Genomic DNA, 24,410 nt, shown 5'->3' on the forward strand with positions numbered 1-24,410 from the left:
CTACGCCGCCTCCGCTTTCGCGGCTTCGGCGGGGACCGCCCTAGCCAGTTCCCATCGGCGCAAGGTGGCAAGGCGCCAAAACCGGCGACCATTGACCTGCATATCAGGCGCGGGAAATCCCAGTTCGGAATTCGAGAGCCACCGATCGATACTACGAACATGACGATGATAACGCTTGGCGACCTGACCGGTCGGCAAGAGCACATCGTCGTCAGATGCTTGGAAACTCATTTTTTGCTCCTTGACAGCGGCGAATGCTGCTGTTCACGGAGCAAACATGCACAAATGATCTGGGCACCGGGACTGGCGGTAGTAAAAATACTTATTGCCAGGTCTGGTAGTTAGAAAATTTCTTAGTCCCGGCCCTCGCCTCGCGGCCGGATACTGCCTCGAATCCATCCTCTTACGGTGTCTACCTCGACGCTGGTTTCACAGCATATCGAAACAATAGTCGCGAGTTGTCCCATATAGGATGAGCCATAGATAGCTCTGGTGAATCTATTAAGGGAGAGAACTTTAACCCGTATCCCATCCTCAGCTTGAGATTTTCCGCTTCTATCAATGTAATAAGGGTTAGAATACTGATGCTCCTCGACTTCAGTTGCCAAATTATCGAAATATTCACTTACCATGACCAGGGCATCTCTCAGTTTTTCGTTGCTTAGGCCGCCCATAGGATCGTTGGCTGCCCAAGTGCATTGAAGAGCGGCCTCTCGCCATTGCCCTGTAGATTTCCGAATGAGATTTCCCATCACCGGTTGATTGTTGATCTGCGTTTCGAGCGATGCGGCCAAGAAAATGGATCCACAGGCAATTTCCGCGAGGTCACAGTCATGCGTTTCCACCTCCAGCATTGCCGGGCGATAGAGATCGTCCAGCGCATCCAGGCGCGTCTGAAAGGCCCTTGCATCCTCTCGCACCTGGAGGTCGCCTTGTCCCTTCAGATAGCTCCAGACTTTTGTCATTTTTGGATGTTCAATGAGACGCTGAGCTGTCTTGTTTGCCTGAAGTTGTTGGGTTTCCGCGAGTTGCTTTAAAAGCTGCGGAGCGCCGAGCCTATTGAGCATGATGCGCCACCCTTATCGGCACCACATTGGCCGTCGGCGTGTCGGCCACCAGTTGCGCAACGAACCGCCCCCAGGTCTCTAGCGCCGCCCGCTTCTCATCCGAAAACGAATGCCGCTGATAAACCCCTACGATTCCCCCGAACGAACCGGAGACGTGGTTGAGGATTTTTTCGATCACAGGGAGGTTTATGCCCAGTCGAGCCATGCCGGATGCCATCGTCCTGCGAAGGTCGTGGAAGGTCCAGCGCTCCGGCTCGCCGATCTTGTCAGCATTTCCCCCGGCATCGGCCGCGGACCTGCGGAGCGCCTCCAGGATGGATTTGTCCAGCGAGCGCTTCGCCTTCGCGTAGCCGGAGACGGGCGTCTCCCCCGTGGTCGTGAAGACGTAAACGGCGCCTTTCTTGCCTGAGATTTTCGGCAGCTTCCGTAAGATCTCTACGGCCGGCGCTGACAGTGGCACCTCGTGAGCAACGCCGTTCTTGGCTCGCTCTTTCGGAATGGTCCACAGCGCCTTGTCCAAGTCGACCTCGGACCATTGCATTCCCGCGACTTCCTCGCGGCGCTGACCGGTCAAGAGCAGCAACTGCGCAAGAGGTCCGAAGGGCCAGCCCTGCCCCTCCGCGGCGTTCCAGACAAGGCGGAGTTCGATATCGGACAGCACGCGGTCACGGCTGGTTTCGCCGGTGGGCGCCTTGAGCCCCGCGCAAGGCGAGATCTGCAAAATGCCGCGCTCCACGCACCAGTTGAAAAGCTTACGAACCACGGCCAGGACGCGGTTGGCCTGAACCGGTGCGCCACGATCAACGATCCCATCGAGCAGATCGATGACGTCACGCTTCGCAATGTCCTGGACGCTGCGCTTCTTCCAAAGCGGCACAACCTCCCGATTGAGGATCCGCTCATATTCACGCCAACTCGATTCCCGCGTATTCGGCTTCGCGTATCGGTCGATGAATGACGAAGCGATCTTCTCGACGGTGTCCCTTTCCGCCCGCCCTGCTTCCTCGGCAGCCTTCCGGGTCTCTTTCTTCTCCGACGCTGGATCGACGCCATCCGCCACCTGGGCGCGCAGGCGCTCGGCCTTCTTTCTCGCCTCGGCGAGGCCAAGCCCGTCGCCCAGGTAGGGACCGATCGTGAACTTCGCCGGCTTGCCGTTGATTCTATAGCGGAATGCCCAGCTGAGGCGCCGCTCGCCATCGGGCCGGGCGGGCTGAACGACCAGATAGAGCCCCCTCACCTTTCCGTCCGGTATCTCGCGACGAGCGGGGCCTGGACGAAGATTGTCGATAGCCACCTGCGTGAGGTTGTTACCCATGGCTCGGACCGTCCGTTGACATACGGGTAACACGAGGGTAACGGAATATCCGTGTCTTCTGGTGTTACCCAATGTCGACGACATTAGCAGACATCACCCGACATAACAATGAGATATATAGGGTTTTTGTGCTCAGGATGTCCTGTTGTGTCTGTGTGTGTCGCCTCCAAATCGGCAACTCTTAATCAGCGGGTCCCAGGTTCGAGCCCTGGTGCGCCCACCATCGGAAAGCCCGGGGCTGAGGGCGGTATCTGCCCAGCCCTGCGGGGCGATCTCATTGAATATCGATTTTGGAGCGGATGATCGCAGCTGCTCGGTTTGTTGCCGTTTGAGCTGCCCTGGCGACAGGTTGGCAGCTGTCGCTCCAAACAGCTCAAAGTTCCAGCGCGGCCCTTCCCCACGGTTCATCACACGCCATCACGGGCCGCTTCTTGCCGACACGCGTTCGGTACAAGTGAATCGGGCGAAAACCATCCAGCGGCACTGTCCTGACCTCGGCGTTTCTCGTCCATCGGCGATCTCCACGCTCAATGCCGATTTTTTGATTGGCTCTGCCGGTAATATCTTACAATACGACTTTGACGGGCGTAGATTGTCCCTATTCGCGAATCATCAGCGAGCGGCACTTTGCGAAGCAAAATAGTCAAACGGTCTGTTGTGATCTCCGGCCACAATACGAGCGTCACCCTCGAAGAAGGCTTCTGGGAAGCTTTGAAAGAGATTGCCGATGACCGGGGCACCACGCCCACCCAGCTCATCGCCGCCATCGACCGGGACCGAAGCTTGAACAATCTTTCGTCGGCGATCCGGGTTTTCGTGTTGGAAAACATCCGCAAGGAATAGTCGGCAGCCGGTTGTGTCATTCAGCACAGCGTTCTCTCAAGTATTTCAATAGCTGTCATGGAGAGATCGATGCGCAGGACACCGCCGTGAAAAGTAACATTATCAAACGATCAGTGAAGATCGATGGACGCAGCACAAGCATCTCCCTTGAGAATGCGTTCTGGGAAGAGCTCAAGAGGATTGCGGCCGAGAAGAACATTACTACTTACCGGCTGGTCACCGACATAAGCGTCGACAGTCCGCATTTCAATTTGTCGTCCGCCATCCGGCTCTTCGTGCTGGAACACGCCCGCCGCAACCGGCGCGCCAAAGCGGAAACCTGACCGAGGGGGGCCCGGCCCCCGCCCTCGCCCCCTATTCGTCATGCCGGCGGGGCGAAGATACCCCCGAAGCATTCGGGAATGCGGCGCAATGCCTCAGCCGTGACGCGCAAGGTCCGGAATGTCGGACCGGCAAAAGCCGATCTCGGCGAGATCCTTGTCGGTCAGCATCTGGTAGGCGTCGAGGCGAGCCCGGTAGGCACTGTAGGCCCTGTAGCGGGCACGAAGATTGGCGATGAGCCCCGCGAAGATCATGATGGAATTCCTTTCTTGCTGCAGCGCAATATAGGAAGCCTCGCTCGGCCGGGTAGCATCGAATATGCATGCCTATCATGCGGCGCCTGCCTTCCGCCCGGCTGGGTCCGTGCGGGGAAGCCCGGCGGCCACGCTTCGCATTCCTGTTTCCCCCGGCTGTTTTCGAACGGCCGGCATGCCGCCCTCCGCCCCGCGCCCCGCTTCTCGAAATAGCCGCTAATGTTCTCTAAATGTTCACACGACGAAATCGAACCTCTCCTCACCGTCGAACGTTGATCTTCAGTCCGCAATCCAGGGCAGATCGCCATGATGTTGCCGCCGGCGGCGCACATACAGAACGGAAGGGGAACGACATCACTCCCCTTGCAAAATATACTCCTGAAATAGGAACTAATTCCTCTATATTCGATATTAACACTGATAATTCCGGCACTATACAAGCCGATCGCAAAGACAATATCCTGTCCCTGGGCAAAAAGTTGCGCTTTTTTCTTTGGCCGATTCGGACTATCAGTGGAGAGCGCTGCGCCCTCGTCGCAATCCCGCCTGCAAGAAGGGATAGGCTTGCCGAGGCGCTGTTGCGGGGCAGCGACGGGCGCATCCGTCGAAATAGAGGGAGTAGACACATGCTTCGTTCCGTTATTCTTTGTGCCGGATTTCTGGTTGCGGGGGCCGTTGCCTTCTCGGCGCCGGCACAGGCGCTCACCATGAAGGAGTGTGGTGAGAAGTACCAAGCCGCGAAGACGGCAAACACATTGAACGGCCAGACCTGGAGCGAATTCCGCAAGGTTCAATGCGGCGCGGAGACGGCGCCGTCCGCTCCCTCGGCACCGGCAAGCACGACGGCTCCGGCGACCACGAGCACCACCGCACCGGCCAATGCCGCTTCGACCACGCCGGCGAAGCCCGCGGCGCCCGCCGCCGTCGATTCGGCCAACGTCGTGTTCCCCACAGCGATCGCGCCGGAGTTCTCGACACTGACGCCCGCCAAGGGGCGCATCAAGACCTGTGCCAAGCAATGGCATGCGAACAAGACCTCGGGCGGCAACGGCAACTTGAAGTGGATCCAGAAGGGCGGCGGCTATTGGAGCGAGTGCAACAAGCACCTGAAGGGTTGATCGACCTCGGCTGCATGCCTTGCGTTGGATGACGTGAACAGACGCTCCGGGCGCGGCGCCAAATACCGTGCCCGGGACGTGGGGGGGCGCCCGCGGAAGCCTCGCATAGGCGCTGATGAGCCAAAGCGACGCATTCAGCCTGCACATAGCGGCTATGTGCGATCATTGTGCATCGCAGCATGATTTTACTGTATGTTGCAGCGCAGCAAATCGGCTTGCGCGCGATCGCCGCGCCTGTCCCGGAAGCGTTCGACCGCACCTCGGTTCGCGTGAAGCTCGGTGGCGTGACACCTGGCGGCATGAGACCGAACGAGACGCGGTCGCTCGAGGCCGGCAGCCAAGGGAACGACCGCCATGCTTTTTACCGGCTTCATCGCTTCGCTCATCATGCGGCTCTACACACACCAGGCCCATCGTCACGGCGAACGGCAATGGCCCTCTCTGCGCCGGCGCGACGACGAGGATGGCGGCGAGCAACGCCGGGCGTTGTAGCCTTCGGCTGCCGGAAGCCTCGCGACGCCGGCGTGTTTCGTCGTCCGGTTCGGCGGCGAATCGATGCCGACAAAACCTGTTTCACCCGCTTCTTTCTTGTTCTAACGTCACAGGTTGACGCTCTGTCGAAGCTCGGGAGGCGGACGCGGAGCCCGCCGGCTCGCTCCGGCGACAAGGCTGTGACGGGGAGAAGGGGCGGGCCTGTTCCCGTCGGCAACGGGGCGCCGCCATGACCGAGGACGACACGCGCGATTTTGCCGAATTCTCCGCGCGCCTCGCCGAACGGGCCGAACAATTGCCCAAACGCCTGCGCCAGGTCGCCCAATTCGCACGGGACCATCCCGATGAGATCGCGCTGGGAACGGCGGCTTCCGTCGCCGAGAATGCCGGCGTGCAGGCTTCGACCCTCGTGCGCTTCGCCAAGACGCTCGGCTATGCCGGCTTCTCCGATCTCCAGCAGGTGTTCCTGGCGCGCCTGAAGAAGCGCTTTCCCGACTACCGCCAGCGTGTTGCGCTGCTGCGTGCCGGCCCCGACGAAGGCTCCCTCTCCGGGCCGCTCCTCAACGGCTTCGCCGACGCCGCCGTCCTCTCGGTCGAACGCCTGCGCAACGCGATCGACCTCAGCCTGGTCGACGCGGCGATCGAACTTCTCGCCGGGGCAGACATCATCCACCTCGTCGCCGCCCGCCGCCTCTTCCCGGTGACGGCCTATCTCGCCTATGCCTTCGGAAATCTCGGCCAGCGCTGCGCGCTGCTCGATCATATCGGGCAACTCGGCCGCGAGCAGATGGCTCTGGCCGGGCCGAAGGACGTCGTCCTGGCCGTCAGCTATGCGCCCTACGCGCCTGCAACCATCGACCTCGCCACCATCGCTGCGCAGCGCGGCAATGCCATCGTCGCCATCACCGACAGTCCGTCCAGCCCGCTCGCGCGCCTCGCCGCCGTGCGCCTCGACGTGGAGGAGGCCGACCACGGCGCCTTCCGCTCGCTGGCCGCCACCTTCGCTCTCGCCATGACCCTTGCGGTCGGCACCGCCGAACGCAAGGGGCGGGACTGATTCGAGGCTGTCGGACGCGCATATGTGCCGTTGCTCGCAATCCGCCGCGGCGACGCCTCACCGGCGAAAAGGCGTGATCGCCGATCCTCCGTTTCGGAAACGCCGAGCGGGCCGGAAGGAAAAGGCGGTCGGCAGTCGCGCCCTCCCGGGGAACCCCGTCGTCCTATACCCGCACGGTCTGCCCCATCTGCGCCGATTCGGTTGCGGCGTCGGCGAGGATCTGCGCCTTCAAGCCGTCCTCTCCGGAGGGGCTCGGCATCGTTCCGGCGGCGATCGCATCGAGAAAGGCGGTCATTTCCAGGCGATAGGCTTCCGCATAGCGTTCGAGGAAGAAGTCCTGCACGGGATCGGCGAGGAAGCCGGCCTGCGTCGCCACCTCCACGGTGGTGCGCGGCACGTTATGGGCGCGGATCATGCCCTTGGAGCCGTGCACCTCGATGCGCTGGTCGTAGCCATAGGTGGCCCGGCGCGAATTGGAGATCTGCGCGATCCGTCCCGATGCCGTCTTGAGGAGCACCGCGGCGGTGTCGACATCCCCCGCCCTGCCGATGGCCGGGTCCACCAGGGCCGATGCCACCGCATGGACTTCCACCGGGTCTTCGCCCAGCAGGAAGCGCGCGAGATCGAGGTCGTGGATCATCATGTCGCGGAACAGGCCTCCCGAGGTCTCGATGTAGGAAATCGGCGGCGGCGCCGGGTCGCGCGAAATGACGGTGAGCAGCTCGATCTCACCGATCGCCCCCTCCCCGATCCGCCGCTTCAGATCGGCGAAATTCGGATCGAACCGCCGATTGAAACCGATCATCAGCGGCCTGCCGGTCTTGCCGACCACGTCCAGGCACGCCCGGATGCGCGCCGACGACAGGTCGACGGGCTTCTCGCAGAACACCGCCTTGCCCGCCCGTGCCGCTTTCTCGATGAGATCGGCATGGGTGGTGGTCGGCGTGCAGATCAGGACCGCGTCGACATCGGGCGCCGCGATCGCCTCCTCGATCGGACGTATGGCCGCCCCGGTTTCGGCCGCGAGCGCCTCGGCCGAAGGCAGGTGCGCGTCCGAAACCGACACCAGCCTGGCGCGCGGGTGCCGGGCTGCGTTGCGGCCATGGATCTTTCCGATGCGGCCGGCACCGAGAAGTGCGATCTGAATCATTTCTCTCCCCATGATCCCGGCTTTGCCGGGCCGTCTGGTCTATGGATAGGACTGTCCGGCAAGGCCGGACGTCCTTCGCGCCGCGGGACAGCCGGAGCGCGACCGCCAGCATAATAGGCTGATATCGAAGAAAATATGGCATTTTTGTTCTATATTGACAATTCAATAGAATATATGTTTCATTTTTCGGCGCGGAAGGGAAAGGGCGGCCTTGAAATCGGCACGGCTTTCCCGGTCTGTGCGCCGAGAAGAAGTGCGAAGGGCCTGATCCGGGCTTCGCAGCGAGGAACCGCACGAGCCGGCATCCCGTATCTCCGAGCGGCCTCCGCCACGCCGGAAGGGTCGCCTGCGAAGATGGGCGAGGCCGGGCTGCCTGGAGGTCGACGATGAAGCCGCCCGCTCTCGATGTCATCACCATCGGCCGCTCGTCGGTCGATCTCTACGGCCAGCAGATCGGCGGCCGGCTGGAAGACATGGCGTCGTTCACCAAGGCGGTCGGCGGATGCCCGACCAACATCGCCATCGGAACCGCCCGCCTCGGGCTCAAATCGGCGGTGATCACGCGCGTGGGCGACGAGGCGATGGGCCGCTTCATCCGCGAGCAGCTGCAGCGCGAGGGCGTGGAGACCGCGGGCGTCCACACCGACGAGGCGCGGCTGACGGCCCTGGTCATCCTGGGCGTGCGCGACGACAAGCAGTTTCCGCTGATCTTCTATCGCGACAACTGCGCCGACATGGCTCTCGACGAGAGCGACATCGGGGAGGACTTCATCGCCTCGGCGGCGGCGATCGTCGTCACCGGCACCCATTTCGCCGCGCCCAATACGGACGCCGCCCAGCGCAAGGCGATCCGCATCGCGCGGGCGCACGGCCGCAAGGTCATCTTCGACGTCGACTATCGTCCCAATCTCTGGGGCCTGGCCGGCCATGGCGCCGGCGAGGAGCGCTATATCCGCGCCGAGCACGTCACCCGTCATCTCCAGTCGATCCTGCCCGATTGCGACCTCGTCGTCGGCACCGAAGAGGAACTGCACATCGCGGGGGGCTCCGAGGACACGCTGGAAACGCTCCGGCGCATCCGGGCCGTCAGCGGGGCGACCATTGTGTGCAAGCGCGGCCCGATGGGATGCGTCGTCTTCCCCGGCGCCATCCCCGACAGCATCGAGGACGGCATCAAGGGTCCGGGCTTCCCGGTCGAGGTCTACAACGTGCTCGGCGCGGGCGACGCCTTTCTGTCGGGCTTCCTGCGGGGCTGGCTCCGCGGCGAACCGCTGGAGACGGCCTGCACCTATGCCAATGCCTGCGGCGCCTTCGCGGTGTCGCGCCTGCTCTGCTCGCCCGAAAGCCCGACCTTCGCCGAACTCGCCTTCTTCCTCGATCACGGCAGCAGGGAACGGGCGCTGCGCAGGGACGAGGCGCTCAACCACATCCATTGGGCGACGACGCGCCGCCCCGCTCCCGACAGCCTGATGGCCTTCGCCATCGACCATCGGTCCCAGATGGAAGCGATGGCGGACGAGGCCGGCGTCTCCCGCGACAGGATCGCGGCCTTCAAGGTGCTGGCCGTCCGCGCCGCCGCCCGGGTCGCCGGCGGCAGGCCGGGCTTCGGCATGCTGATCGACGGCGCCCATGGCCGCGAGGCGCTGTTCCGCGCCACCGACCATCCCTTCTGGATCGGCCGCCCGGTCGAGGTGCCGGGCTCGCGCCCGCTCGAATTCGAAGGATCCGGCGATATCGGTTCCAGCCTGATCGAATGGCCCGTCGGCCATACGATCAAATGCCTGTGCTTCTATCACCCGCACGATCCGCCGGCGCTCAAGGCCCGGCAGGAGCGCGAGCTGGTGCGCCTCCACGCCGCCGCGCGCACCGTCGGACGCGAACTGCTGGTGGAAATCATCGCCGGCAAGCACGGCCCGCTGGAGGACGACACGGTGTCGAGCGTCGTCGAGCGCCTCTACGCCATCGGCGTCAAGCCGGATTGGTGGAAGCTCGAGCCGCTGAAGACGGCCGCGGCCTGGCGGGCGGTCGGCGCGGCGATCGGCGACAACGATCCACTCTGCCGCGGTATCGTTCTGCTCGGGCTCGAAGCGCCGGAGCAGGATCTCGAGGCCGCCTTCGCCGTCGCCGTCGGGGAGCCGCGGGTCAAGGGCTTCGCGGTCGGCCGCACGATCTTCAACGATCCGGCGCGCGCCTGGCTGCGCGGCGCGCTCGACGATGATGGCGCCGTCGACGCCATGGCCGCGACATTCGGCCGGCTCGTCGCCGCGTGGCAGCGCGCAGCGGCCTCGCGATTGGGGTCGCAAGCGGCGGCCGCAAGCGCTATCCTGCGTCCGGCAGAAGGGTGAAACGAGGCGAAGGCCTTCGTATTCATCCCGCAACAACAATGCATTGGAGCATGCGCCTCACCTGCTTTCGCAGCGATCGGGCAAGGCTCGGGGAGAGATGTCGTGGCAAGGATCCGCCTTACAATGGCCCAGGCGCTGGTGCGCTTTCTCACGATGCAGAAAACGGTGATCGACGGCGAGAAGCAGCCGATCTTCGCCGGCATGTTCGCCATCTTCGGGCACGGCAACGTCGCCGGCATGGGCGAGGCGCTCTATCAGGCCCGGGAGGCGCTGCCGACCTACCGCGCCCATAACGAGCAGTCGATGGCGCATGCCGCCACCGCCTATGCCAAGGCCATGCGCCGCCGCCGCTTCATGGCCTGCACCTCCTCGATCGGCCCGGGCGCGACCAACATGGTCACCGCGGCGGCCGTGGCGCATGTCAACCGCCTTCCCCTCCTGCTGCTGCCCGGCGACGTCTTCGCCAATCGCCGGCCCGACCCGGTGCTGCAGCAATTGGAGGATTTCGGCGACGGCACGCTGACGCCGAACGATGCTTTCCGGCCGGTCTCGCGCTATTTCGACCGCATCACCCGGCCCGAACAGATCATTCCCGCGCTCGCCCGCGCCATGACGGTGCTGACGGATCCCGCCGATTGCGGCCCGGTGACGCTGGCGCTGTGCCAGGACGTGCAGGCCGAGGCCTATGACTATCCCGCTTCCTTCTTCGAGGAACGGATCTGGCAGGCCCGCCGTCCCCGCCCGGACGAATCAGAACTCGAGGCGGCCGTCGCCGCCATCAAGGCGTCGAAGAAGCCGCTCATCGTCACCGGCGGCGGCACGCTCTACGCCCAGGCCGAGGCCTCGCTCGCGGCCTTTGCCGACAGGCATCGCATTCCCGTCGGCGAGACCCAGGCGGGCAAGAGCGCCATGGCGCACGACCACGCGCTCGGCATGGGTGCCGTCGGCGTCACCGGCACCGCTGCGGCCAACGACCTTGCGGCCGATGCCGACCTCGTGCTGGCGGTCGGCACGCGGCTGCAGGATTTCACCACCGGATCCTGGGCGCTGTTCAATGGCGAGGGGCACCGCCTGATCGGCCTCAACACGCAGCCCTTCGACGCCGCCAAGCATCGGGCCCTGCCACTCGTCTGCGACGCCCGGGTCGGCCTCGAACTCCTCTCCGCCGGCCTCGGCGACTGGAAGGCGCCGGCGGCATGGACCGACAGGGCGATCGCCGAACGAAGCGCCTGGCTGCAGACGGCCGCCCGCTATACCGATGGCGGCAATGCCGAATACCCCTCCGATGCGCAGGTGATCGGCGCGGTGCAGCGGGCAGGCCTGCCGTCCGACATCGTGGTCTGCGCCGCCGGCGGCCTGCCGGGCGAACTGCACAAGCTCTGGCAGCCCGGCGCGCCCGGCGGCTATCACCTCGAATACGGCTTTTCCTGCATGGGCTACGAGATCGCCGGCGCCATCGGCGTCAAGCTGGCCGAGCCGGGCCGCGAGGTCGTCGTCATGGTCGGCGACGGGTCCTATCTGATGGCCAATTCGGAAATCGCCACCTCGATCATGCTGGGCGTCAAGCTCATCGTCGTGGTGCTCGACAACCGAGGCTTCGGCTGCATCAACCGGCTGCAGCGCGCCACCGGCGGCGAGAGCTTCAACAACCTGCTCAAGGATGCCCGCCACCAGGAATTGCCCGACATCGACTTCGCCGCCCATGCCGGCAGCCTCGGGGCGCATGCGGTGAAGGTGACAGGCCTCGCCGACCTGCAGGAGGCCGTCGCCCTCGCCCGCGGGCAGCCGCGGACCTCGGTGATCGTCATCGATACCGATCCCCTCGCCTCCACGGATGCCGGCGGCGCCTGGTGGGACGTGGCGGTGCCGGAAATATCGGTGCGGCCCGAGGTCGAGGCCGCCCATGCCGACTATGCCAGGGCGAAGGTCCTGCAGCACATCGGCGATTGACGCCTCCCTTCCTTCCAGACCTCTCCAACCCTCCATCCCTTCCCGGAGCCACCCATGGCCATTCGCATCGGCGCCAACCCCATCGGCTGGTCGAACGACGACATGCTCGAACTCGGCGGCGAGACGCCGCTGGAAACCTGCCTCGCCGAAGCCCGCGGAGTCGGCTTCGAGGGCATGGAGCTCGGCAACAAGTTCCCCCGCGAGGCCGAGGCCTTGAAGGCGGCGCTGGCGCCCTTTGGTCTCGCCTGCATCGGCGGCTGGCATTCGATCGAGCTGCTGGAGCGGGATGCCGCGGCCGAATTCGCCGCCGCCCGCGCCCATATCGACCTGCTCAAGGCGATGGGCACCCCCGTCTTCATCGTGGCGGAGACGTCGAACGCCATCCACGGCGATCGGTCCAAGGCCTTGTCGCAGCGGCCGGTGCTGACCTCGAACCAATGGACCGAGTACGGACGGCGCCTCACGACCTATGCGGAGGCTCTCCGGGCCGAGGGGATGCAGCTGGTCTATCACCACCACATGGGCACCATCGTCCAGTCCGAAGCCGATATCGACGCCCTGATGGCTGCGAGCGGCGAGGCCGTGAATCTCCTGCTCGACACCGGCCATGCGACCTGGGGCGGCGCCGATCCGGCGGCCCTCGCCCGCCGCTACAGACACCGCATCGGCCATGTCCACACCAAGGACGTACGGGCGGAGGTGCGCAAGCGCTCCGAATCAGGCGACTGGAGCTTTCTCGACAGCGTGATCGAGGGTGTCTACACGGTGCCGGGCGACGGCATGGTGGATTTCGCCGCCGTCTTCCGCGAGCTCGGCGGCTATTCGGGCTGGGTGGTGGTCGAGGCGGAGCAGGACCCGAAAAAGGCCAATCCGCTGCATTATGCCAAGATCGGCTATGCCCATCTGAGGAAGGTGCTGGCCGAGACGGGCCTGATCTAGCCCTGGAGCGCGGACATGCCTGTCCGCCTCTTTCCGCACTCTCGACGCTTCGAAGAGCGGACAGGGATGTCCGCGCTCCCAGGAAGGGCTTCATGTCCAAGCTGCTCATCAAGCCCGGCAAGGCCGGCGGCCTCATCCATCGCGTCACGCCGCATTCGGCGGGATGGACCCATGTCGGCTTCGAGGTTCGCGATCTCCAGGCCGGCGACACCCTGAGCGCGGAAACCGGCGACCGCGAAGTCTGCCTCGTGCTGCTGGCAGGCCGGGCATCGGTCGAGGCGGGCGGCCGGGATTTCGGCGTTCTCGGCGAGCGCGGCAACGTCTTCGAGGGCGCGCCCTGGTCGGTCTATGTTCCCGCCGGATCGCGCTACAGCGTGACGGCCCGGACCTTGCTGGAAGTCGCCATCTGCTCCTCTCCCGCCACCGGAACCCTGCCGGCCCGCCTGATCGGTCCCGACCGCGTCGCGCAGGAGACGCGGGGCAAGGGCTCGAACACCCGCCATGTCCGCAACATCCTGCCCGAATGGGAACCGGCGGAAAGCCTGCTCGTCGTCGAGGTGATCACGCCCTCCGGCAATTGGTCGAGCTATCCGCCCCATAAGCACGACCGTGACGACCTTCCCGCCGAGAGCCTGCTCGAAGAGACCTATTATCACCGCTTCTCGCCGCCGCAGGGCTATGGCGTGCAGCGGGTCTATACCGACGACCGCTCGCTCGACGAGACCATGACGGTCACCGACCGCGACGTCGTTCTGGTGCCCCGGGGCTATCATCCCGTCGGCGCCGCCCACGGCTACGACCTCTATTATCTCAACGTCATGGCCGGGCCGAAGCGGGTGTGGAAATTCCACAACGACCCGGACCATGCCTGGCTGACGAAGGCCTGAGCGGTGGGGATTATGAGCCGCGGCGCTCCTTCGGCGTGACGTCGAAGGAGCGCGCCTTGCCGTTGCGCAGCACGTCGAAGGTGGTGCTGCGCCCGATCCGGTCCTCGTCGAGCAGGCGGATCAGGGCATCCGCCCCTCCGACCCTGCGGCCGTCGACGGCGACGATGACGTCGCCCATCAGGAGGCCGGCCGTATCGGCGGGGCCGCCGGCCTCGGCGGACGCGATCATCACGCCCATCGGCTGGTCGATGCCGGCGGCGATCTGCACGCGGCGGGCGATCGGCGCCGGCTGCGCGGCGACGCCGATCGAGGCGCGGCGCACCCGTCCATGCCGGATCAGTTGCCCCATCACGAAGCTCGCCGTGTTGGACGCCACGGCGAAGCAGATGCCCTGCGCCCCCATGATCACCGCCGTGTTGATGCCGATGACCTCGCCCAGCGAGGAGACCAGCGGCCCGCCGGAATTGCCCGGATTGAGGGCGGCGTCGGTCTGGATCACATCGTCGATCAGGCGGCCGTTCTTGGCCCGCAGCGAGCGGCCGAGGGCGGAGACGACACCGGCGGTGACCGTCGCCTCGAAGCCGAGCGGGTTGCCGATCGCGACCGCGACCTGCCCGCGCCGCAGCTGGCTCGAATTGCCGAGGCGTGCCGATGGCAGGTTGACCGACTGCTCGATATGGACGAGCGCCAGGTCGGTATCCGGATCGTCGCCGATCAGGCGTGCATCGAAATGCCGCCCGTCCTGGGTCTGCATGCCGATGCGCGGCGTGCCCTGCGCGACATGGCTGTTGGTGAGGACGAGACCGTCAGGCGACAGGATCACGCCCGAACCCGAGCCGGCCGGCTTGCCGTTCTTGCGGATATCGAGCTTCACCACGGCGGGACCGACGACGTCGGCGACGCCCATGACGGCGTTGGAATAGGCGTCGAGCAAACGTCCATCGTCGATTGACGTAACGGAAGAAACCTCCTGCGAGGCCACTTCGTCATCCAGTATGAAGGAGGGTGAGAAATCCAGCATGGCAATAACCAGGTCCAAGGCAGTCCGGGAAGAAACGTCCCTTTATTCGTCGACCTCATATGGGAACGTTCTTTCGTTATTGAAGAGGAAGACGACAGGCCGCCAGAGGGGGGCCGCGCCGGCTGGCCGCTCCGATCGACGCCCCTGATCGCTCCGATCAGAAATCATCATGGCCGAACAGCACCCGCCCTGTTGCGCTGCATGCGAATATCGTCTGTTGTGCGGCCTGGTTTCGCCCGAGCTCAAGAGCCGCAATGAACATCCTGTCCATCCAGTCCTGGGTCGCCTACGGCCATGTCGGCAACGCCTCCGCGGTCTTCCCGATGCAACGCCTGGGATGCGAGGTGTGGGCCATCCACACCGTGCAATTCTCCAATCACACCGGCTATGGCGCGTGGAAGGGCCGCGTCTATGACGGCACCATGGTCGAGGAACTGGTGGACGGCATCGCAGAACGCGGCGTGCTCGGCCAGTGCGACGGGGTGATCTCGGGCTATATGGGCTCCTCCGACATCGGCAACGCCATCATGGCCGCGGTCGACAAGGTACGCGCCGCCAATCCCCACGCCACCTATTGCTGCGATCCGGTGATCGGCGATGTCGGGCGCGGGATCTTCGTGCGTCCCGGCATTCCTGAATTCATGCGCGACAAGGCGGTGCCGGCCGCCGACGTGATCACGCCGAACCAGTTCGAACTCGAATATCTCGCCGGGCGGGAAGTCACCACGCTCGAGACCGCCAAGGCGGCGATCGCGGCGATCCACCGCGTCGGCCCCAAGGTCATCCTCGTGACCTCCCTGGACACGCAGGAGACACCCGCCGACGCGGTGGATCTCGTCGCCTCCGATGCCAGCGGAACCTATCGGGTGCGCACGCCGCGGCTCGGCCTTTCCATCAACGGGGCCGGCGACGCCATCGCCGCCCTGTTCAACCTGCACTGGAAGCGCTCCGGATCGGCCGCGCAGGCGCTCGAACTCGCCAGCGCCTCGATCTACGGCCTGCTCAAGCGCACCGAGGAGGCCGGGTCCCGGGAAATTCTCACCGTCGCCGCGCAGGACGAATTCGTCACGCCCAGCCGGCGCTTTGCCGCCGAGAAGATCTGAAGACGGGATGACCTCAACGCAAGCTCGAAAGCCGTAGATCCGATACCGACCTGGCGGCGAGGAACGCCGGACCCGGCGGTTCGGCCTTCCCGCCCCGCACACCCCTTTCATCGACACAGGATGCCAGCATGTCCCGCCGCTTCTTCACGCTCGACGTCTTTGCCGACCGGCCGCTGGCCGGCAATCCGCTCGCCGTCGTCCTCGACGCCGGAGGCCTCGACGGGGATGCGATGCAGAAGATCGCACGCGAGTTCAACCTGTCGGAAACCGTCTTCGTCCTGCCCCCCGAAGAAGCGCGCCATCGCGCGAGGATCCGCATCTTCACGCCGGGGCTCGAATTGCCGTTCGCGGGCCACCCGACGGTCGGTACCGCCGTGCTGCTCGCCAGCCTCGACCATGACCACCAGCCGGGCGACTATTTGTTCGGCCTGGAGGAGCAGATCGGTGTGGTGCCCTGCGCGGTATCCCTCGCCGGGGGCGCACCCTATGCCCGCTTCGAAGTGCCGGTGCTGCCGACGGAGCGGGGCACGCCGGCCGACATCGCCCTGATCGCCGGGGCCCTCGGCCTCGCAGCGGACGATATCGGTTTCGAGAACCACAAGCCGACCCTTTTCGGCACCGGCTCCCCCTTCACCTTCGTGCCGCTGCGAAGCCTCGAAGCCGCTGCCCGTATCCGCATCAACACGGCGTTGTGGCAGGACGCCTTCGGGCAGGATGGGCTCGGCGCCGCCTATGTCTATACGCGCCAGACCGCGCAGCCGACCTCGACCTTCCACGCCCGCATGTTCTCGCCGGGCGACGGCATTCCCGAGGATCCGGCCACCGGCTCGGCCGCGGCCTCGTTGTCGGGCGTGATCGCCCGTTTCGACGATCTCGCCGACGGCGTCCATCATTTCCGCATCGAGCAGGGCTTCGAGATGGGCCGGCCCTCGCTGATCGACCTGAACATGACCACCGAAGGCATGCGCCTGGCGGCGGCCTCGATCGGCGGCAATGCCGTCATCGTCAGCGAGGGAACCCTGAATGTCTGAGACGGCACCCCGTATCGTCGAGATCGAGGCGATCGATTGCCGCTTCGAGCCGGTGCCGTGGGCCTTCGCGCAGGACAATCGCGCAGCCATTGCCGAGCATTGGCAGGCGGTGGTCGCCCACAAGCCCGAGACCTTCAACGGCAAGGTCCTGCTCATGCACCGTTGGGAAATCGTCGGCGGGCTGTTCGTGGGGGCCTATCTGATGACGGACTATGCGAGCTTCCTGGCCTGGCGCGATTTCGGCTTTCCGGACCGGGCGAAATGGAACTGCTTCTCGATGGCGGCGCTGCAATCGGCCGACGGCGCCTTCCTGCTCGGCGAGATGGCCGACCATACCAGCAATGCGGGCGCGATCTATTTCGCCGCGGGAACGCCCGACCCGTCCGACCTCGCCGGCGACACGGTGGACCTCGCCGCCAGCGTGATGCGCGAAATGGCGGAGGAAACCGGGCTATCGGCCGCCGAGGTGACGGTCGGTCCCGGATGGACCGCCGTCTTTCACGGCTCGCGCATCGCCCTCATCCGCAACGTGCATTCCCCTCTGGGAGCCGCCGAGCTGAAGCGGCGGATCGAAGGCTTCCTGGCCGGCGATCCGAAGCCCGAACTCAGCCGCATGCATGTCGTGTCGCGGCGTGCCGATATTCTCGCCGAACGGATGCCGGCCTTCCAATGCGCCTATCTCGAACACCGGCTGGCCGGGTAGCCGGCCGGCCTTCCCGTCCGGCGAGGAGGCCGTTGCGGCGTCATTCCTCCGGCTGGCCGCGAACGGGGTAGCCGTGCCGCGCCTGCGTCGAGGAAATCAGCTTCTGCGCCGTGGCGTCGTCGCCGGCATCGCAGGCCTTGGTCGCCTGGTCGAGATCGGCGGTCATTGCGTCGTGGACCTTCTTGTCGACGAAGCCGATCTTGACGTCCTTGTCGATGACGCGGTGCACGAAGGCGATGCGCGTCGAGCAGGGCGCGGCGGCGGCAGGCGTGGCGGCGGCCGCCACCAGAACGGCACAAATCAGAAAACGCATCGCAATATCCCGGCGGTCGTTTGGCTCCCCGCGAAGAGAAGACGATTCTCGGCGATGAAACAAAGCATTTCCGTGTGAGAACGGCGGCAAATCGTGCCGCAGCGGAAGCCTTCGTCGATTCCTTTCCGCACCGCGACTCGCCCCTTGCCCGGGCCTTGCTATCGGGTTACAAGCGCGTCATCCGCGTGGCACCGGCCACGGCAAGACGAGGATCGCCCGTGGCGACATCCGCCGCCAATTCTGGAACGCTCGCGCATCTGGCGCCGGCGTTGGCGCTTGCCCTCCTCTCCGGCAACCTCCTCCTTAGCCGCCCCTGAGGGCCGGCCGGGCATCAGCCTGGGCGCTCAGGGGTCTGGACGAGCCGCGGCAGACACATTCGCCGCTCCTTCCCTTCGGCTGACGAGATTTCATCATGACTTATGCTGGCAAAGCCACGCAGTTCGCTGCCCCGTCCTTCGACATCGCCGCCAAATACAAACCCTGGCCGCCGATCGATCTGCCGGACAGGCGCTGGCCCTCGAACACCATCACCCATGCGCCGATCTGGTGCGCGGTCGACCTGCGCGACGGCAACCAATCGCTGATCGAGCCGATGGGCCATGAGCGCAAGCTGCGCATGTGGGACACGCTGGTCGGCATGGGCTTCAAGGAGATCGAGGTCGGCTTCCCCTCGGCCTCCCAGACCGACTTCGACTTCGTCCGCTTCCTGATCGACAGCGGCCGCATCCCCGACGGCGTCGCCGTCCAGGTCCTCACCCAGGCGCGCGAGGAGTTGATCCGCCGCACCTTCGAGAGCCTGAAGGGCGTGAAGAACGCCATCGTCCACCTCTACAATTCCACTTCCGAATTGCAGCGCCGCATCGTCTTCCGGCAGGACCGCGCCGGCATTCGCGACATCGCCGTCAAGGGCGCGGAACTGATCATGCAGCTCACACGTGAGCTCGGCATGGAAAAGTCGATCCGGCACCAATATTCGCCCGAGAGCTTCATGGGCACCGAGCTCGATTTCTCCAAGGAGATCTGCGAGGCGGTGATGGACGTCTATCGGCCGACGCCCGACAACAAGTTCATCCTGAACCTGCCGCTCACCGTCGAGATGGCGACCCCCAACGTCTATGCCGACCAGATCGAATGGATGTCGCGCAACGTCAAGGATCGCGACAGCGTCATCATCTCCGTGCATCCGCACAATGACCGCGGCACCGGCGTCGCCGCCACCGAACTGGCGTTGATGGCCGGCGCGGACCGGGTGGAGGGCACGCTGTTCGGCAATGGCGAGCGCACCGGCAATGTCGACCTGGTGACCCTGGCCGGCAATCTCATGATGTCCGGCATCGACCCGAAGATCGACATTTCCGACGTCAACGCGCTCGTCCGGGTGGCGGAATATTGCAACCAGCTGCCGATCCATCCGCGCCACCCCTATGCGGGCGAACTGGTCTTCACCGCCTTTTCCGGATCGCACCAGGACGCCATCAACAAGGGCTTCAAGGCGATGGAAACGGCGACATCGCCGGTGTGGGAGGTCCCCTATCTGCCGATCGATCCGAAGGATCTCGGCCGGTCCTATGAGGCGGTCATCCGCATCAACTCGCAGTCGGGCAAGGGCGGTATCGCCTTCATCCTCGAGAAGGAGCACGGCATCGAACTGCCCCGCCTGCTGCAGGTGGAGTTTTCCAAGCTCGTCCAGGGCATCGCCGACGGCGAAGGCGTCGAACTCGGGGCGGACCGGCTCTGGCAGGCCTTCACCGGCGAATATCTCGACAATGGCCGCTACAGCTTCGTGTCGCATCAGACGATGAGCGACGGCGGCGGCGAGGAACGCGCCTTGACCGCCCATATCCGCGACCAGGGCGCCGAGAAGGTCGTGCAAGGCCAGGGCAACGGGCCGATCGACAGCTTCGTCGATGCGATGCGGCGTGAAAGCGGCCTCGATTTCGACGTCGCCAATTACCGCGAACACGCCATCGGCTCGGGCGCCAACGCCGCCGCCATCTCCTATGTGGAATTGCGGCTCGCCGACGGCTCGACCCTGTTCGGCGTCGGCATCGACAAGGATATCGTGGTGTCCTCGCTGAAGGCGGTTCTCTCGGGCATCAACCGGATCATCAAGCGCCGGGGCTGAGCCGCGTGCCAGCCTTCGGACCGGTTGCGCTGCCCCTGCCCTTCTCCCCGCATGCGGGGAGAAGGAAATGGCCGGCGGCTCGCCTTCGAGGGTACGCCGAGATGCGGGTTTTCCAGGTCCATCGCGACGGCGAAGTCCCCTCTGCCCGCATGCGGGGAGAGGATAGAGGTGAGGGGCCGCGCCCCATGCGCTGAGTCGGGGCGCCTTTGGCCTGTAACGGTCCAGGATTTACCTTGCCGGGCCGCCTGCACGAAGGCCGGATACCCGGGACGAGAGCCCGGGTATGGACAAAATTGCCTCTTCCTCTCGTCGCAGCCGCGGCGCCGGCCGGTCCCTCAACCGGCGGTGGCGGTCTCGTCCTTCAGGCGCTGGGCGTAGACGTTGATGATCAGGGCGACGAGCAGGATGATGCCGCGGATCAGGATCTTCAGGAAGCTGTCGATCTCGACGTGATCGAGGCCGTTGTTGAGGACGCCGAGCACGCACAGGCCGACGATCGTGTTGCCGATGCTGCCGCGTCCGCCGAACAGGCTCGTGCCGCCGACCACGACCGCCGCGATGGCGTCGAGAAGATAGCCGGTGAACTCGTTCTGCTGCGCGCTGCCGAAATGGGCGACGCCGACCATGCCGGCGACGCCCGAGCAGACCGCACAGATCACCATCACCGCCGCGAGGATCATCTTGATGTTGATGCCGGAATATTCGGCCGCCTCACGGTTGCCGCCGACCATGTAGATATAGCGCCCGAAGCGCGTATAGGTCAGCACGACATGGCCGACCAGCAGGAAGGCGCCGAGCAGGATCACCAGCCAGGGCACGCTGCCGATGCTGTTGGCGCCGATCGTGGTGACGAGCGGCGGCACCGCATAGGCGATCTGTCCCCGCAGCAGCATGGCGCAGATGCCGTCCGCGATCTGCATCATCGCCAGCGTCATGATGAAGGAGGGGATGCCGATCTTGGTCAGGCCGAAGGCGTTGATCAGGCCGAGCAGCGTGCACACCGCCAGAGCCAGGAGGATGGCGATGGCGCCCGGCATGATGAAGGCCGTGTTGGCGATGTTCACATAGGATTCCTGCGCCGTGAAGAAGGCGAGGGCGACGCCGGTGACGTTCGCCACCGAGGCGACCGACAGGTCGATCTCGCCGCAGAGGATCACGAAGGTGAGGCCGACCGCGATGATGCCGGTCACCGAAATCTGGACGAGGATGTTGGCGACGTTGTCCATCGTCACGAAGGACGGGCTCGCCGCCGAAAAGAAGCCGAGCAGCAGCAGCAGCGTGACGAAGGGAGCTATGTTGCGCATCTGGTTGCGCAACAGGGCACCCAACCCCTGCCGAACGGCACTGCGTTGTCCGTCCTGAACCGGCACGCTCATATCGTAACTCCCTGTGCGGAGCGGGACGCCCCTGGCGGATAGCGCTCCAAGTCTTTGTTCTTGTCGTTATGATCGCGGAGCGTGATTCCGATCGCCGGTGACCACGTTCCCGTTCCTGTCCCGGCGCGATGCCAACCGCGGCGGCGCGCCGAATGCGAGAGCATCTTCCAGAAAAGCCGACGGACTTTCGACTGAGAAAATGCGTTGAGCCAATAGGTTAGAGCAAGGCCTTCAGGCGGCTTCCAGGAGTTTGTCCTTCGATATCGTCTCGTTGACGAACTCCCTGACGATCCTGCCCTTCTTCATCACCACGACGCGATCGGCGAGGGACAGCACGGTCTCGGGCTCGGCCGAGACGACGATGACGGCCAGGCCCTTGTCGCGCAGGTCGCGGACGATCTTCACCACGTCATCCTTGGCACCCACATCCATGCCGCGCGTCGGCTCGCTGAGGATGAGCACCTTCGGCATGTAGGTCAGCCACTTCGCCAAGGCGACCTTCTGCTGGTTGCCGCCCGACAGCGACCCGAGCGGCACGTTCACCAGCGGCGGCCGGATGTGGAGGGATTCGACATGTCCCCTCGCCGTGGCGCGCTCGGCGGCGGGCTTCAGCCAGAGGCGTGAGATCTTTTCCAGGATGCTGATCGAGATGTTCTTGTAGACCGGCTGGTGATGGAAAAGCATCGAGCGGCGGCTCTCGGGCACGAAGGCGATGCCGGCCTGCCGCGCCTGCGAGGTGTTGTGCAGGACATGGTTCCGCCCGGCGAGCATGATCGATCCGGCAGCAGGCCTGAGCTTGCCGAACAGCGTGCGGGCGAGTTCGAGCTGCCCGCAGCCCATGAAGCCGTAGACGCCGAGGATCTCGCCGGCATGGACCTCGAGGGACACGTCGCTGTAGGCGCGGCCGAACGACAGGCCCTGCGTCTGGAGCACGGGCGTGCCCTCGACCTTCGGCGACAGTGCGATCGAGCCGGAATAGCTCTCCTCCAGCCCCTCGTGGCCCCGGCCGATCATGTGCTCGATCACCCAGTTCTTGTCGATGCCCTCGGTCGAATGGGTGATCACATGCCGTCCGTTGCGGAAGACCGTGACCGTATCGGAGATGTTGAGGATGTCGTCGAGGAAATGAGAGATGAAGACGATGCTGCGGCCGTCCTTGCGCACGCGGCGAAGCACCTCGAACAGCCTCTGCACCTCGGGCGGCGAGAGCGCCGAGGTCGGCTCGTCCAGAATGATGATGCGCGCGCCGGAGAACAGCACGCGGGCGAGTTCGATCAATTGCTGCAATCCGATCGGTAGCGAGCCGATGCGGGTGCGCGGATCGACGTCGATGCCGAGGCTCTTCAACTGCTCGCGGGCGCCCCTGATCATCGCCGACCAGTCGATCGTGCCGATGGCGGTCACCGGCTGCTTGCCGAGATAGACATTCTCCGCGACCGTGAGGTCCGGCACGATGCTGAGTTCCTGGTGCACCATGCTGATGCCGGCGGCGAGCGAATCATGCGCCGAGCGGAAATGCACTTCCTTCCCGTCGATCTGCAGGCTGCCCTGATATTCGGTATGGACCCCGGCGATGATCTTCATCATCGTCGATTTGCCGGCGCCGTTCTCCCCGACGAGGCCATGGATCTCGCCGGCCCGCAGCGTGAAATCGACGCCTCGCAAGGCGGTCACGCCCCCGAACGACTTGGCGATGCCGGTCATCTGCAGGCGCGGCGGAGCGCCACCCTCTTGCTTGTCGTCGAGCGTCATCGCGCCTCACCAACTGCGGGAACGGAAGCCGGGCGCCGCACTGCGGCACCCGGTGGTCTTGCAGGCCGACCTTCCGGTCAGATCAGGAAGTGGTTTTCCATCCACAGCATGCCCGGGGCATTGTCCTTGGTGACGACGGGGCCGTCGACCACGACGCTCTTGGGAATACCCTCGCCCGTCTTCTCGCCCGACACGACCGCCGCCACGCCGGCGATGATCGCGCCGCCATGGATGCGGCAGGAGGGATTGCGCACCGTCGCGTACATGCGCCCGTCGGCCACCGCGGAGATCGCCGGAGGCATCGCATCGACGCCGCCGATGAGGATGTTGGTACGATTATGCGCCTTCATGATGTTGTAGGCGGCGAGCGCCATGTCGTCATTGTGGAAGAAGGCGGCGTCGATCTGCGGATATTTGGTGAGGTAGGTCTCCCACAGGCGGGCGGCCTTCGACACGTCCCAATCGGCAGGCTGAGTGTCGAGCACCTCGATGTCCGGAAACTGCTTGACGACGGACTGGAAGCCCCTCGCCCGCCCCTGGGCACCGGTATGGCCGAGGGCGCCCTGGGTCATGATGATCTTGCCCTTGCCCTTGATGGCGGTGCACAGGGCCTGGGTGACGGCGGAACCCATGAATTCGTTGTTGGGCGCCAGGAGGGAATGGATATTGATCTGCTCCAGCGGCGCGATCAGCGTGTCCATGTCGATGACGGGAACGCCGGCGTCGATCATCTTCTGGACAGGCTGGGTCAGCGTGCCGATGCCGAAAGCCTGGATAGCGACGAAATCCCACTTCTGGGACGCCATGTTGTCGATGGCGGCGCGCTGCTTGACGGCATCGAGCTGCCCGTCGAACCAGGTCACTTCGACATTGAAGAGCTTACCCCAATATTCGGCGGCCTGCTTGCCCTGGGCGCACCAGGTGGCCTGGAGGCCGGCATTGGAGAAGGCCGCCTTCAGCGGCTTGTCGGACCGGCCGGCTGCGGCCGCCATCTCGGCGGCGAGCGTCGGGCTGATGCCGAAGCCGCCGAACATGGCGGCGGCGGCACCCGCCGACATCGAGGCGGTACGGATGAAGTCACGCCGGGAACGCGGCGTCGAGTCCTTGGTCATCATTTCCTCCATAGCGACTTTTGCTTTCGATGGGGGTCCATCGACGCGGCTCTTTGCGAACCTCACGCTGAACGGCAGAATCCGGTTGCGCTGTCGGTATCTTATGTTTGTTCCGACAATTGACAACCCATGATTT

General features: G+C 64.9%; 23 protein-coding genes. 13 read left to right on the top strand and 10 right to left on the bottom strand.

All coding sequences use genetic code 11. The annotated features are described in order from the left end of the window. The 3 genes from J3R73_RS24865 to J3R73_RS24875 all read right to left on the bottom strand — a co-directional run bounded on the left by J3R73_RS24865 (position 1) and on the right by J3R73_RS24875 (position 2,382). Positions 1 to 231: a hypothetical protein gene (locus J3R73_RS24865; RefSeq protein ID WP_307433660.1), complete on the bottom strand. Its 231-nt coding sequence runs from the start codon at positions 229 to 231 to the stop codon at positions 1 to 3. Between the two features lie 122 nt (positions 232 to 353). Then, the gene (locus tag J3R73_RS24870) at positions 354 to 1,067 is read right to left on the bottom strand and encodes a hypothetical protein (RefSeq protein ID WP_307433662.1); all 714 of its coding nucleotides are present in this window, start codon (positions 1,065 to 1,067) and stop codon (positions 354 to 356) included. Next, positions 1,057 to 2,382: a tyrosine-type recombinase/integrase gene (locus J3R73_RS24875; RefSeq protein ID WP_307433663.1), complete on the bottom strand. Its 1,326-nt coding sequence runs from the start codon at positions 2,380 to 2,382 to the stop codon at positions 1,057 to 1,059. Before J3R73_RS24875 ends, J3R73_RS24870 begins: the two co-directional genes overlap by 11 nt. A 627-nt stretch (positions 2,383 to 3,009) precedes the next feature. On the opposite strand from J3R73_RS24875, the gene J3R73_RS24880 reads away from it, so the two are divergent. Next, positions 3,010 to 3,225: a ribbon-helix-helix domain-containing protein gene (locus tag J3R73_RS24880; protein WP_307433665.1), complete on the top strand. Its 216-nt coding sequence runs from the start codon at positions 3,010 to 3,012 to the stop codon at positions 3,223 to 3,225. Between the two features lie 86 nt (positions 3,226 to 3,311). Continuing rightward, positions 3,312 to 3,548, top strand: a complete 237-nt coding sequence (locus J3R73_RS24885; protein WP_307433667.1) for a ribbon-helix-helix domain-containing protein — start codon at positions 3,312 to 3,314, stop codon at positions 3,546 to 3,548. 93 nt (positions 3,549 to 3,641) lie between these two features. Here J3R73_RS24885 and J3R73_RS24890 read toward each other — a convergent pair whose 3' ends face one another. Then, positions 3,642 to 3,800: a hypothetical protein gene (locus J3R73_RS24890; protein ID WP_307433671.1), complete on the bottom strand. Its 159-nt coding sequence runs from the start codon at positions 3,798 to 3,800 to the stop codon at positions 3,642 to 3,644. Between the two features lie 626 nt (positions 3,801 to 4,426). Here J3R73_RS24890 and J3R73_RS24895 point away from each other — a divergent pair. The 3 genes from J3R73_RS24895 to J3R73_RS24905 all read left to right on the top strand — a co-directional run bounded on the left by J3R73_RS24895 (position 4,427) and on the right by J3R73_RS24905 (position 6,467). Then, positions 4,427 to 4,918 (top strand): hypothetical protein, encoded by a 492-nt coding sequence (locus tag J3R73_RS24895; RefSeq protein ID WP_307433672.1) that lies wholly within the window; start codon positions 4,427 to 4,429, stop codon positions 4,916 to 4,918. A gap of 354 nt (positions 4,919 to 5,272) precedes the next feature. Beyond that, positions 5,273 to 5,410, top strand: coding sequence for a hypothetical protein (locus J3R73_RS24900; RefSeq protein WP_307433675.1), 138 nt, complete (start codon positions 5,273 to 5,275; stop codon positions 5,408 to 5,410). Positions 5,411 to 5,639: 229 nt separating this feature from the next. Continuing rightward, positions 5,640 to 6,467 (top strand): MurR/RpiR family transcriptional regulator, encoded by an 828-nt coding sequence (locus tag J3R73_RS24905; protein ID WP_307433677.1) that lies wholly within the window; start codon positions 5,640 to 5,642, stop codon positions 6,465 to 6,467. A 163-nt stretch (positions 6,468 to 6,630) separates the two neighbouring features. Here the strand turns inward: J3R73_RS24905 and iolG are convergent, their stop codons facing one another. Continuing rightward, positions 6,631 to 7,617 (bottom strand): inositol 2-dehydrogenase, encoded by a 987-nt coding sequence (iolG, locus tag J3R73_RS24910; RefSeq protein ID WP_307433679.1) that lies wholly within the window; start codon positions 7,615 to 7,617, stop codon positions 6,631 to 6,633. 386 nt (positions 7,618 to 8,003) lie between these two features. Between iolG and J3R73_RS24915 the strand changes: the two genes are divergently transcribed. From J3R73_RS24915 to iolB, 4 genes are all read left to right on the top strand, one after another. Further along, the gene (locus J3R73_RS24915) at positions 8,004 to 9,962 is read left to right on the top strand and encodes a bifunctional 5-dehydro-2-deoxygluconokinase/5-dehydro-2-deoxyphosphogluconate aldolase (RefSeq protein WP_307433681.1); all 1,959 of its coding nucleotides are present in this window, start codon (positions 8,004 to 8,006) and stop codon (positions 9,960 to 9,962) included. 123 nt (positions 9,963 to 10,085) lie between these two features. After that, positions 10,086 to 11,912 (top strand): 3D-(3,5/4)-trihydroxycyclohexane-1,2-dione acylhydrolase (decyclizing), encoded by a 1,827-nt coding sequence (iolD, locus tag J3R73_RS24920; RefSeq protein WP_307437666.1) that lies wholly within the window; start codon positions 10,086 to 10,088, stop codon positions 11,910 to 11,912. Positions 11,913 to 11,966: 54 nt separating this feature from the next. After that, positions 11,967 to 12,851, top strand: coding sequence for a myo-inosose-2 dehydratase (gene iolE, locus J3R73_RS24925; RefSeq protein ID WP_307433683.1), 885 nt, complete (start codon positions 11,967 to 11,969; stop codon positions 12,849 to 12,851). 92 nt (positions 12,852 to 12,943) lie between these two features. Continuing rightward, positions 12,944 to 13,738, top strand: a complete 795-nt coding sequence (gene iolB, locus J3R73_RS24930; RefSeq protein WP_307433685.1) for a 5-deoxy-glucuronate isomerase — start codon at positions 12,944 to 12,946, stop codon at positions 13,736 to 13,738. Between the two features lie 10 nt (positions 13,739 to 13,748). Here the strand turns inward: iolB and J3R73_RS24935 are convergent, their stop codons facing one another. After that, complete coding sequence (locus J3R73_RS24935; RefSeq protein WP_307433688.1) at positions 13,749 to 14,759, bottom strand: S1C family serine protease; 1,011 nt, start codon at positions 14,757 to 14,759, stop codon at positions 13,749 to 13,751. A 254-nt stretch (positions 14,760 to 15,013) separates the two neighbouring features. Between J3R73_RS24935 and pdxY the strand changes: the two genes are divergently transcribed. From pdxY to J3R73_RS24950, 3 genes are all read left to right on the top strand, one after another. Continuing rightward, positions 15,014 to 15,862 (top strand): pyridoxal kinase PdxY, encoded by an 849-nt coding sequence (pdxY, locus tag J3R73_RS24940; RefSeq protein ID WP_307433691.1) that lies wholly within the window; start codon positions 15,014 to 15,016, stop codon positions 15,860 to 15,862. Between the two features lie 128 nt (positions 15,863 to 15,990). Continuing rightward, positions 15,991 to 16,893, top strand: coding sequence for a PhzF family phenazine biosynthesis protein (locus J3R73_RS24945; protein ID WP_307433692.1), 903 nt, complete (start codon positions 15,991 to 15,993; stop codon positions 16,891 to 16,893). Further along, the gene (locus J3R73_RS24950; protein ID WP_307433694.1) at positions 16,886 to 17,596 is read left to right on the top strand and encodes an NUDIX hydrolase; all 711 of its coding nucleotides are present in this window, start codon (positions 16,886 to 16,888) and stop codon (positions 17,594 to 17,596) included. Before J3R73_RS24945 ends, J3R73_RS24950 begins: the two co-directional genes overlap by 8 nt. 40 nt (positions 17,597 to 17,636) lie before the next feature. On the opposite strand, the gene J3R73_RS24955 is transcribed toward J3R73_RS24950, so the two are convergent. Beyond that, positions 17,637 to 17,909: a hypothetical protein gene (locus J3R73_RS24955; RefSeq protein WP_307433696.1), complete on the bottom strand. Its 273-nt coding sequence runs from the start codon at positions 17,907 to 17,909 to the stop codon at positions 17,637 to 17,639. 412 nt (positions 17,910 to 18,321) lie between these two features. Here J3R73_RS24955 and leuA point away from each other — a divergent pair, with 412 nt between their 5' ends. Then, entirely contained in the window at positions 18,322 to 20,034 is a 1,713-nt protein-coding gene (gene leuA / locus J3R73_RS24960) for a 2-isopropylmalate synthase (protein ID WP_307433698.1), read from the top strand. A gap of 335 nt (positions 20,035 to 20,369) precedes the next feature. On the opposite strand, the gene J3R73_RS24965 is transcribed toward leuA, so the two are convergent. The 3 genes from J3R73_RS24965 to J3R73_RS24975 all read right to left on the bottom strand — a co-directional run bounded on the left by J3R73_RS24965 (position 20,370) and on the right by J3R73_RS24975 (position 24,274). Then, positions 20,370 to 21,410 carry an ABC transporter permease gene (locus J3R73_RS24965; RefSeq protein WP_307433700.1) on the bottom strand — a complete coding sequence of 347 codons (1,041 nt, stop codon included), beginning with the start codon at positions 21,408 to 21,410 and terminating at the stop codon, positions 20,370 to 20,372. 231 nt (positions 21,411 to 21,641) lie between these two features. Next, complete coding sequence (locus J3R73_RS24970) at positions 21,642 to 23,162, bottom strand: sugar ABC transporter ATP-binding protein (RefSeq protein WP_307433702.1); 1,521 nt, start codon at positions 23,160 to 23,162, stop codon at positions 21,642 to 21,644. A 77-nt stretch (positions 23,163 to 23,239) separates the two neighbouring features. Next, complete coding sequence (locus tag J3R73_RS24975; RefSeq protein ID WP_307433703.1) at positions 23,240 to 24,274, bottom strand: sugar ABC transporter substrate-binding protein; 1,035 nt, start codon at positions 24,272 to 24,274, stop codon at positions 23,240 to 23,242. Positions 24,275 to 24,410: the final 136 nt, after the last annotated feature.

It is taken from the genome of Labrys monachus (assembly GCF_030814655.1).
Lineage (GTDB): Bacteria > Pseudomonadota > Alphaproteobacteria > Rhizobiales > Labraceae > Labrys > Labrys monacha.

Excerpts from the sequence above, each read along its gene's own strand:
- J3R73_RS24865 (WP_307433660.1), bottom strand. The coding sequence starts at position 231 with ATGAGTTTCCAAGCATCTGACGACGATGTGCTCTTGCCGACCGGTCAG.
- J3R73_RS24870 (WP_307433662.1), bottom strand. The coding sequence starts at position 1,067 with ATGCTCAATAGGCTCGGCGCTCCGCAGCTTTTAAAGCAACTCGCGGAA.
- J3R73_RS24875 (WP_307433663.1), bottom strand. The coding sequence starts at position 2,382 with ATGGGTAACAACCTCACGCAGGTGGCTATCGACAATCTTCGTCCAGGC.
- J3R73_RS24890 (WP_307433671.1), bottom strand. The coding sequence starts at position 3,800 with ATGATCTTCGCGGGGCTCATCGCCAATCTTCGTGCCCGCTACAGGGCC.
- J3R73_RS24895 (WP_307433672.1), top strand. The coding sequence starts at position 4,427 with ATGCTTCGTTCCGTTATTCTTTGTGCCGGATTTCTGGTTGCGGGGGCC.
- J3R73_RS24900 (WP_307433675.1), top strand. The coding sequence starts at position 5,273 with ATGCTTTTTACCGGCTTCATCGCTTCGCTCATCATGCGGCTCTACACA.
- J3R73_RS24905 (WP_307433677.1), top strand. The coding sequence starts at position 5,640 with ATGACCGAGGACGACACGCGCGATTTTGCCGAATTCTCCGCGCGCCTC.
- iolG (WP_307433679.1), bottom strand. The coding sequence starts at position 7,617 with ATGATTCAGATCGCACTTCTCGGTGCCGGCCGCATCGGAAAGATCCAT.
- J3R73_RS24915 (WP_307433681.1), top strand. The coding sequence starts at position 8,004 with ATGAAGCCGCCCGCTCTCGATGTCATCACCATCGGCCGCTCGTCGGTC.
- iolD (WP_307437666.1), top strand. The coding sequence starts at position 10,086 with ATGGCCCAGGCGCTGGTGCGCTTTCTCACGATGCAGAAAACGGTGATC.
- iolE (WP_307433683.1), top strand. The coding sequence starts at position 11,967 with ATGGCCATTCGCATCGGCGCCAACCCCATCGGCTGGTCGAACGACGAC.
- iolB (WP_307433685.1), top strand. The coding sequence starts at position 12,944 with ATGTCCAAGCTGCTCATCAAGCCCGGCAAGGCCGGCGGCCTCATCCAT.
- J3R73_RS24935 (WP_307433688.1), bottom strand. The coding sequence starts at position 14,759 with ATGCTGGATTTCTCACCCTCCTTCATACTGGATGACGAAGTGGCCTCG.
- pdxY (WP_307433691.1), top strand. The coding sequence starts at position 15,014 with ATGAACATCCTGTCCATCCAGTCCTGGGTCGCCTACGGCCATGTCGGC.
- J3R73_RS24945 (WP_307433692.1), top strand. The coding sequence starts at position 15,991 with ATGTCCCGCCGCTTCTTCACGCTCGACGTCTTTGCCGACCGGCCGCTG.
- J3R73_RS24950 (WP_307433694.1), top strand. The coding sequence starts at position 16,886 with ATGTCTGAGACGGCACCCCGTATCGTCGAGATCGAGGCGATCGATTGC.
- J3R73_RS24955 (WP_307433696.1), bottom strand. The coding sequence starts at position 17,909 with ATGCGTTTTCTGATTTGTGCCGTTCTGGTGGCGGCCGCCGCCACGCCT.
- leuA (WP_307433698.1), top strand. The coding sequence starts at position 18,322 with ATGACTTATGCTGGCAAAGCCACGCAGTTCGCTGCCCCGTCCTTCGAC.
- J3R73_RS24965 (WP_307433700.1), bottom strand. The coding sequence starts at position 21,410 with ATGAGCGTGCCGGTTCAGGACGGACAACGCAGTGCCGTTCGGCAGGGG.
- J3R73_RS24970 (WP_307433702.1), bottom strand. The coding sequence starts at position 23,162 with ATGACGCTCGACGACAAGCAAGAGGGTGGCGCTCCGCCGCGCCTGCAG.
- J3R73_RS24975 (WP_307433703.1), bottom strand. The coding sequence starts at position 24,274 with ATGACCAAGGACTCGACGCCGCGTTCCCGGCGTGACTTCATCCGTACC.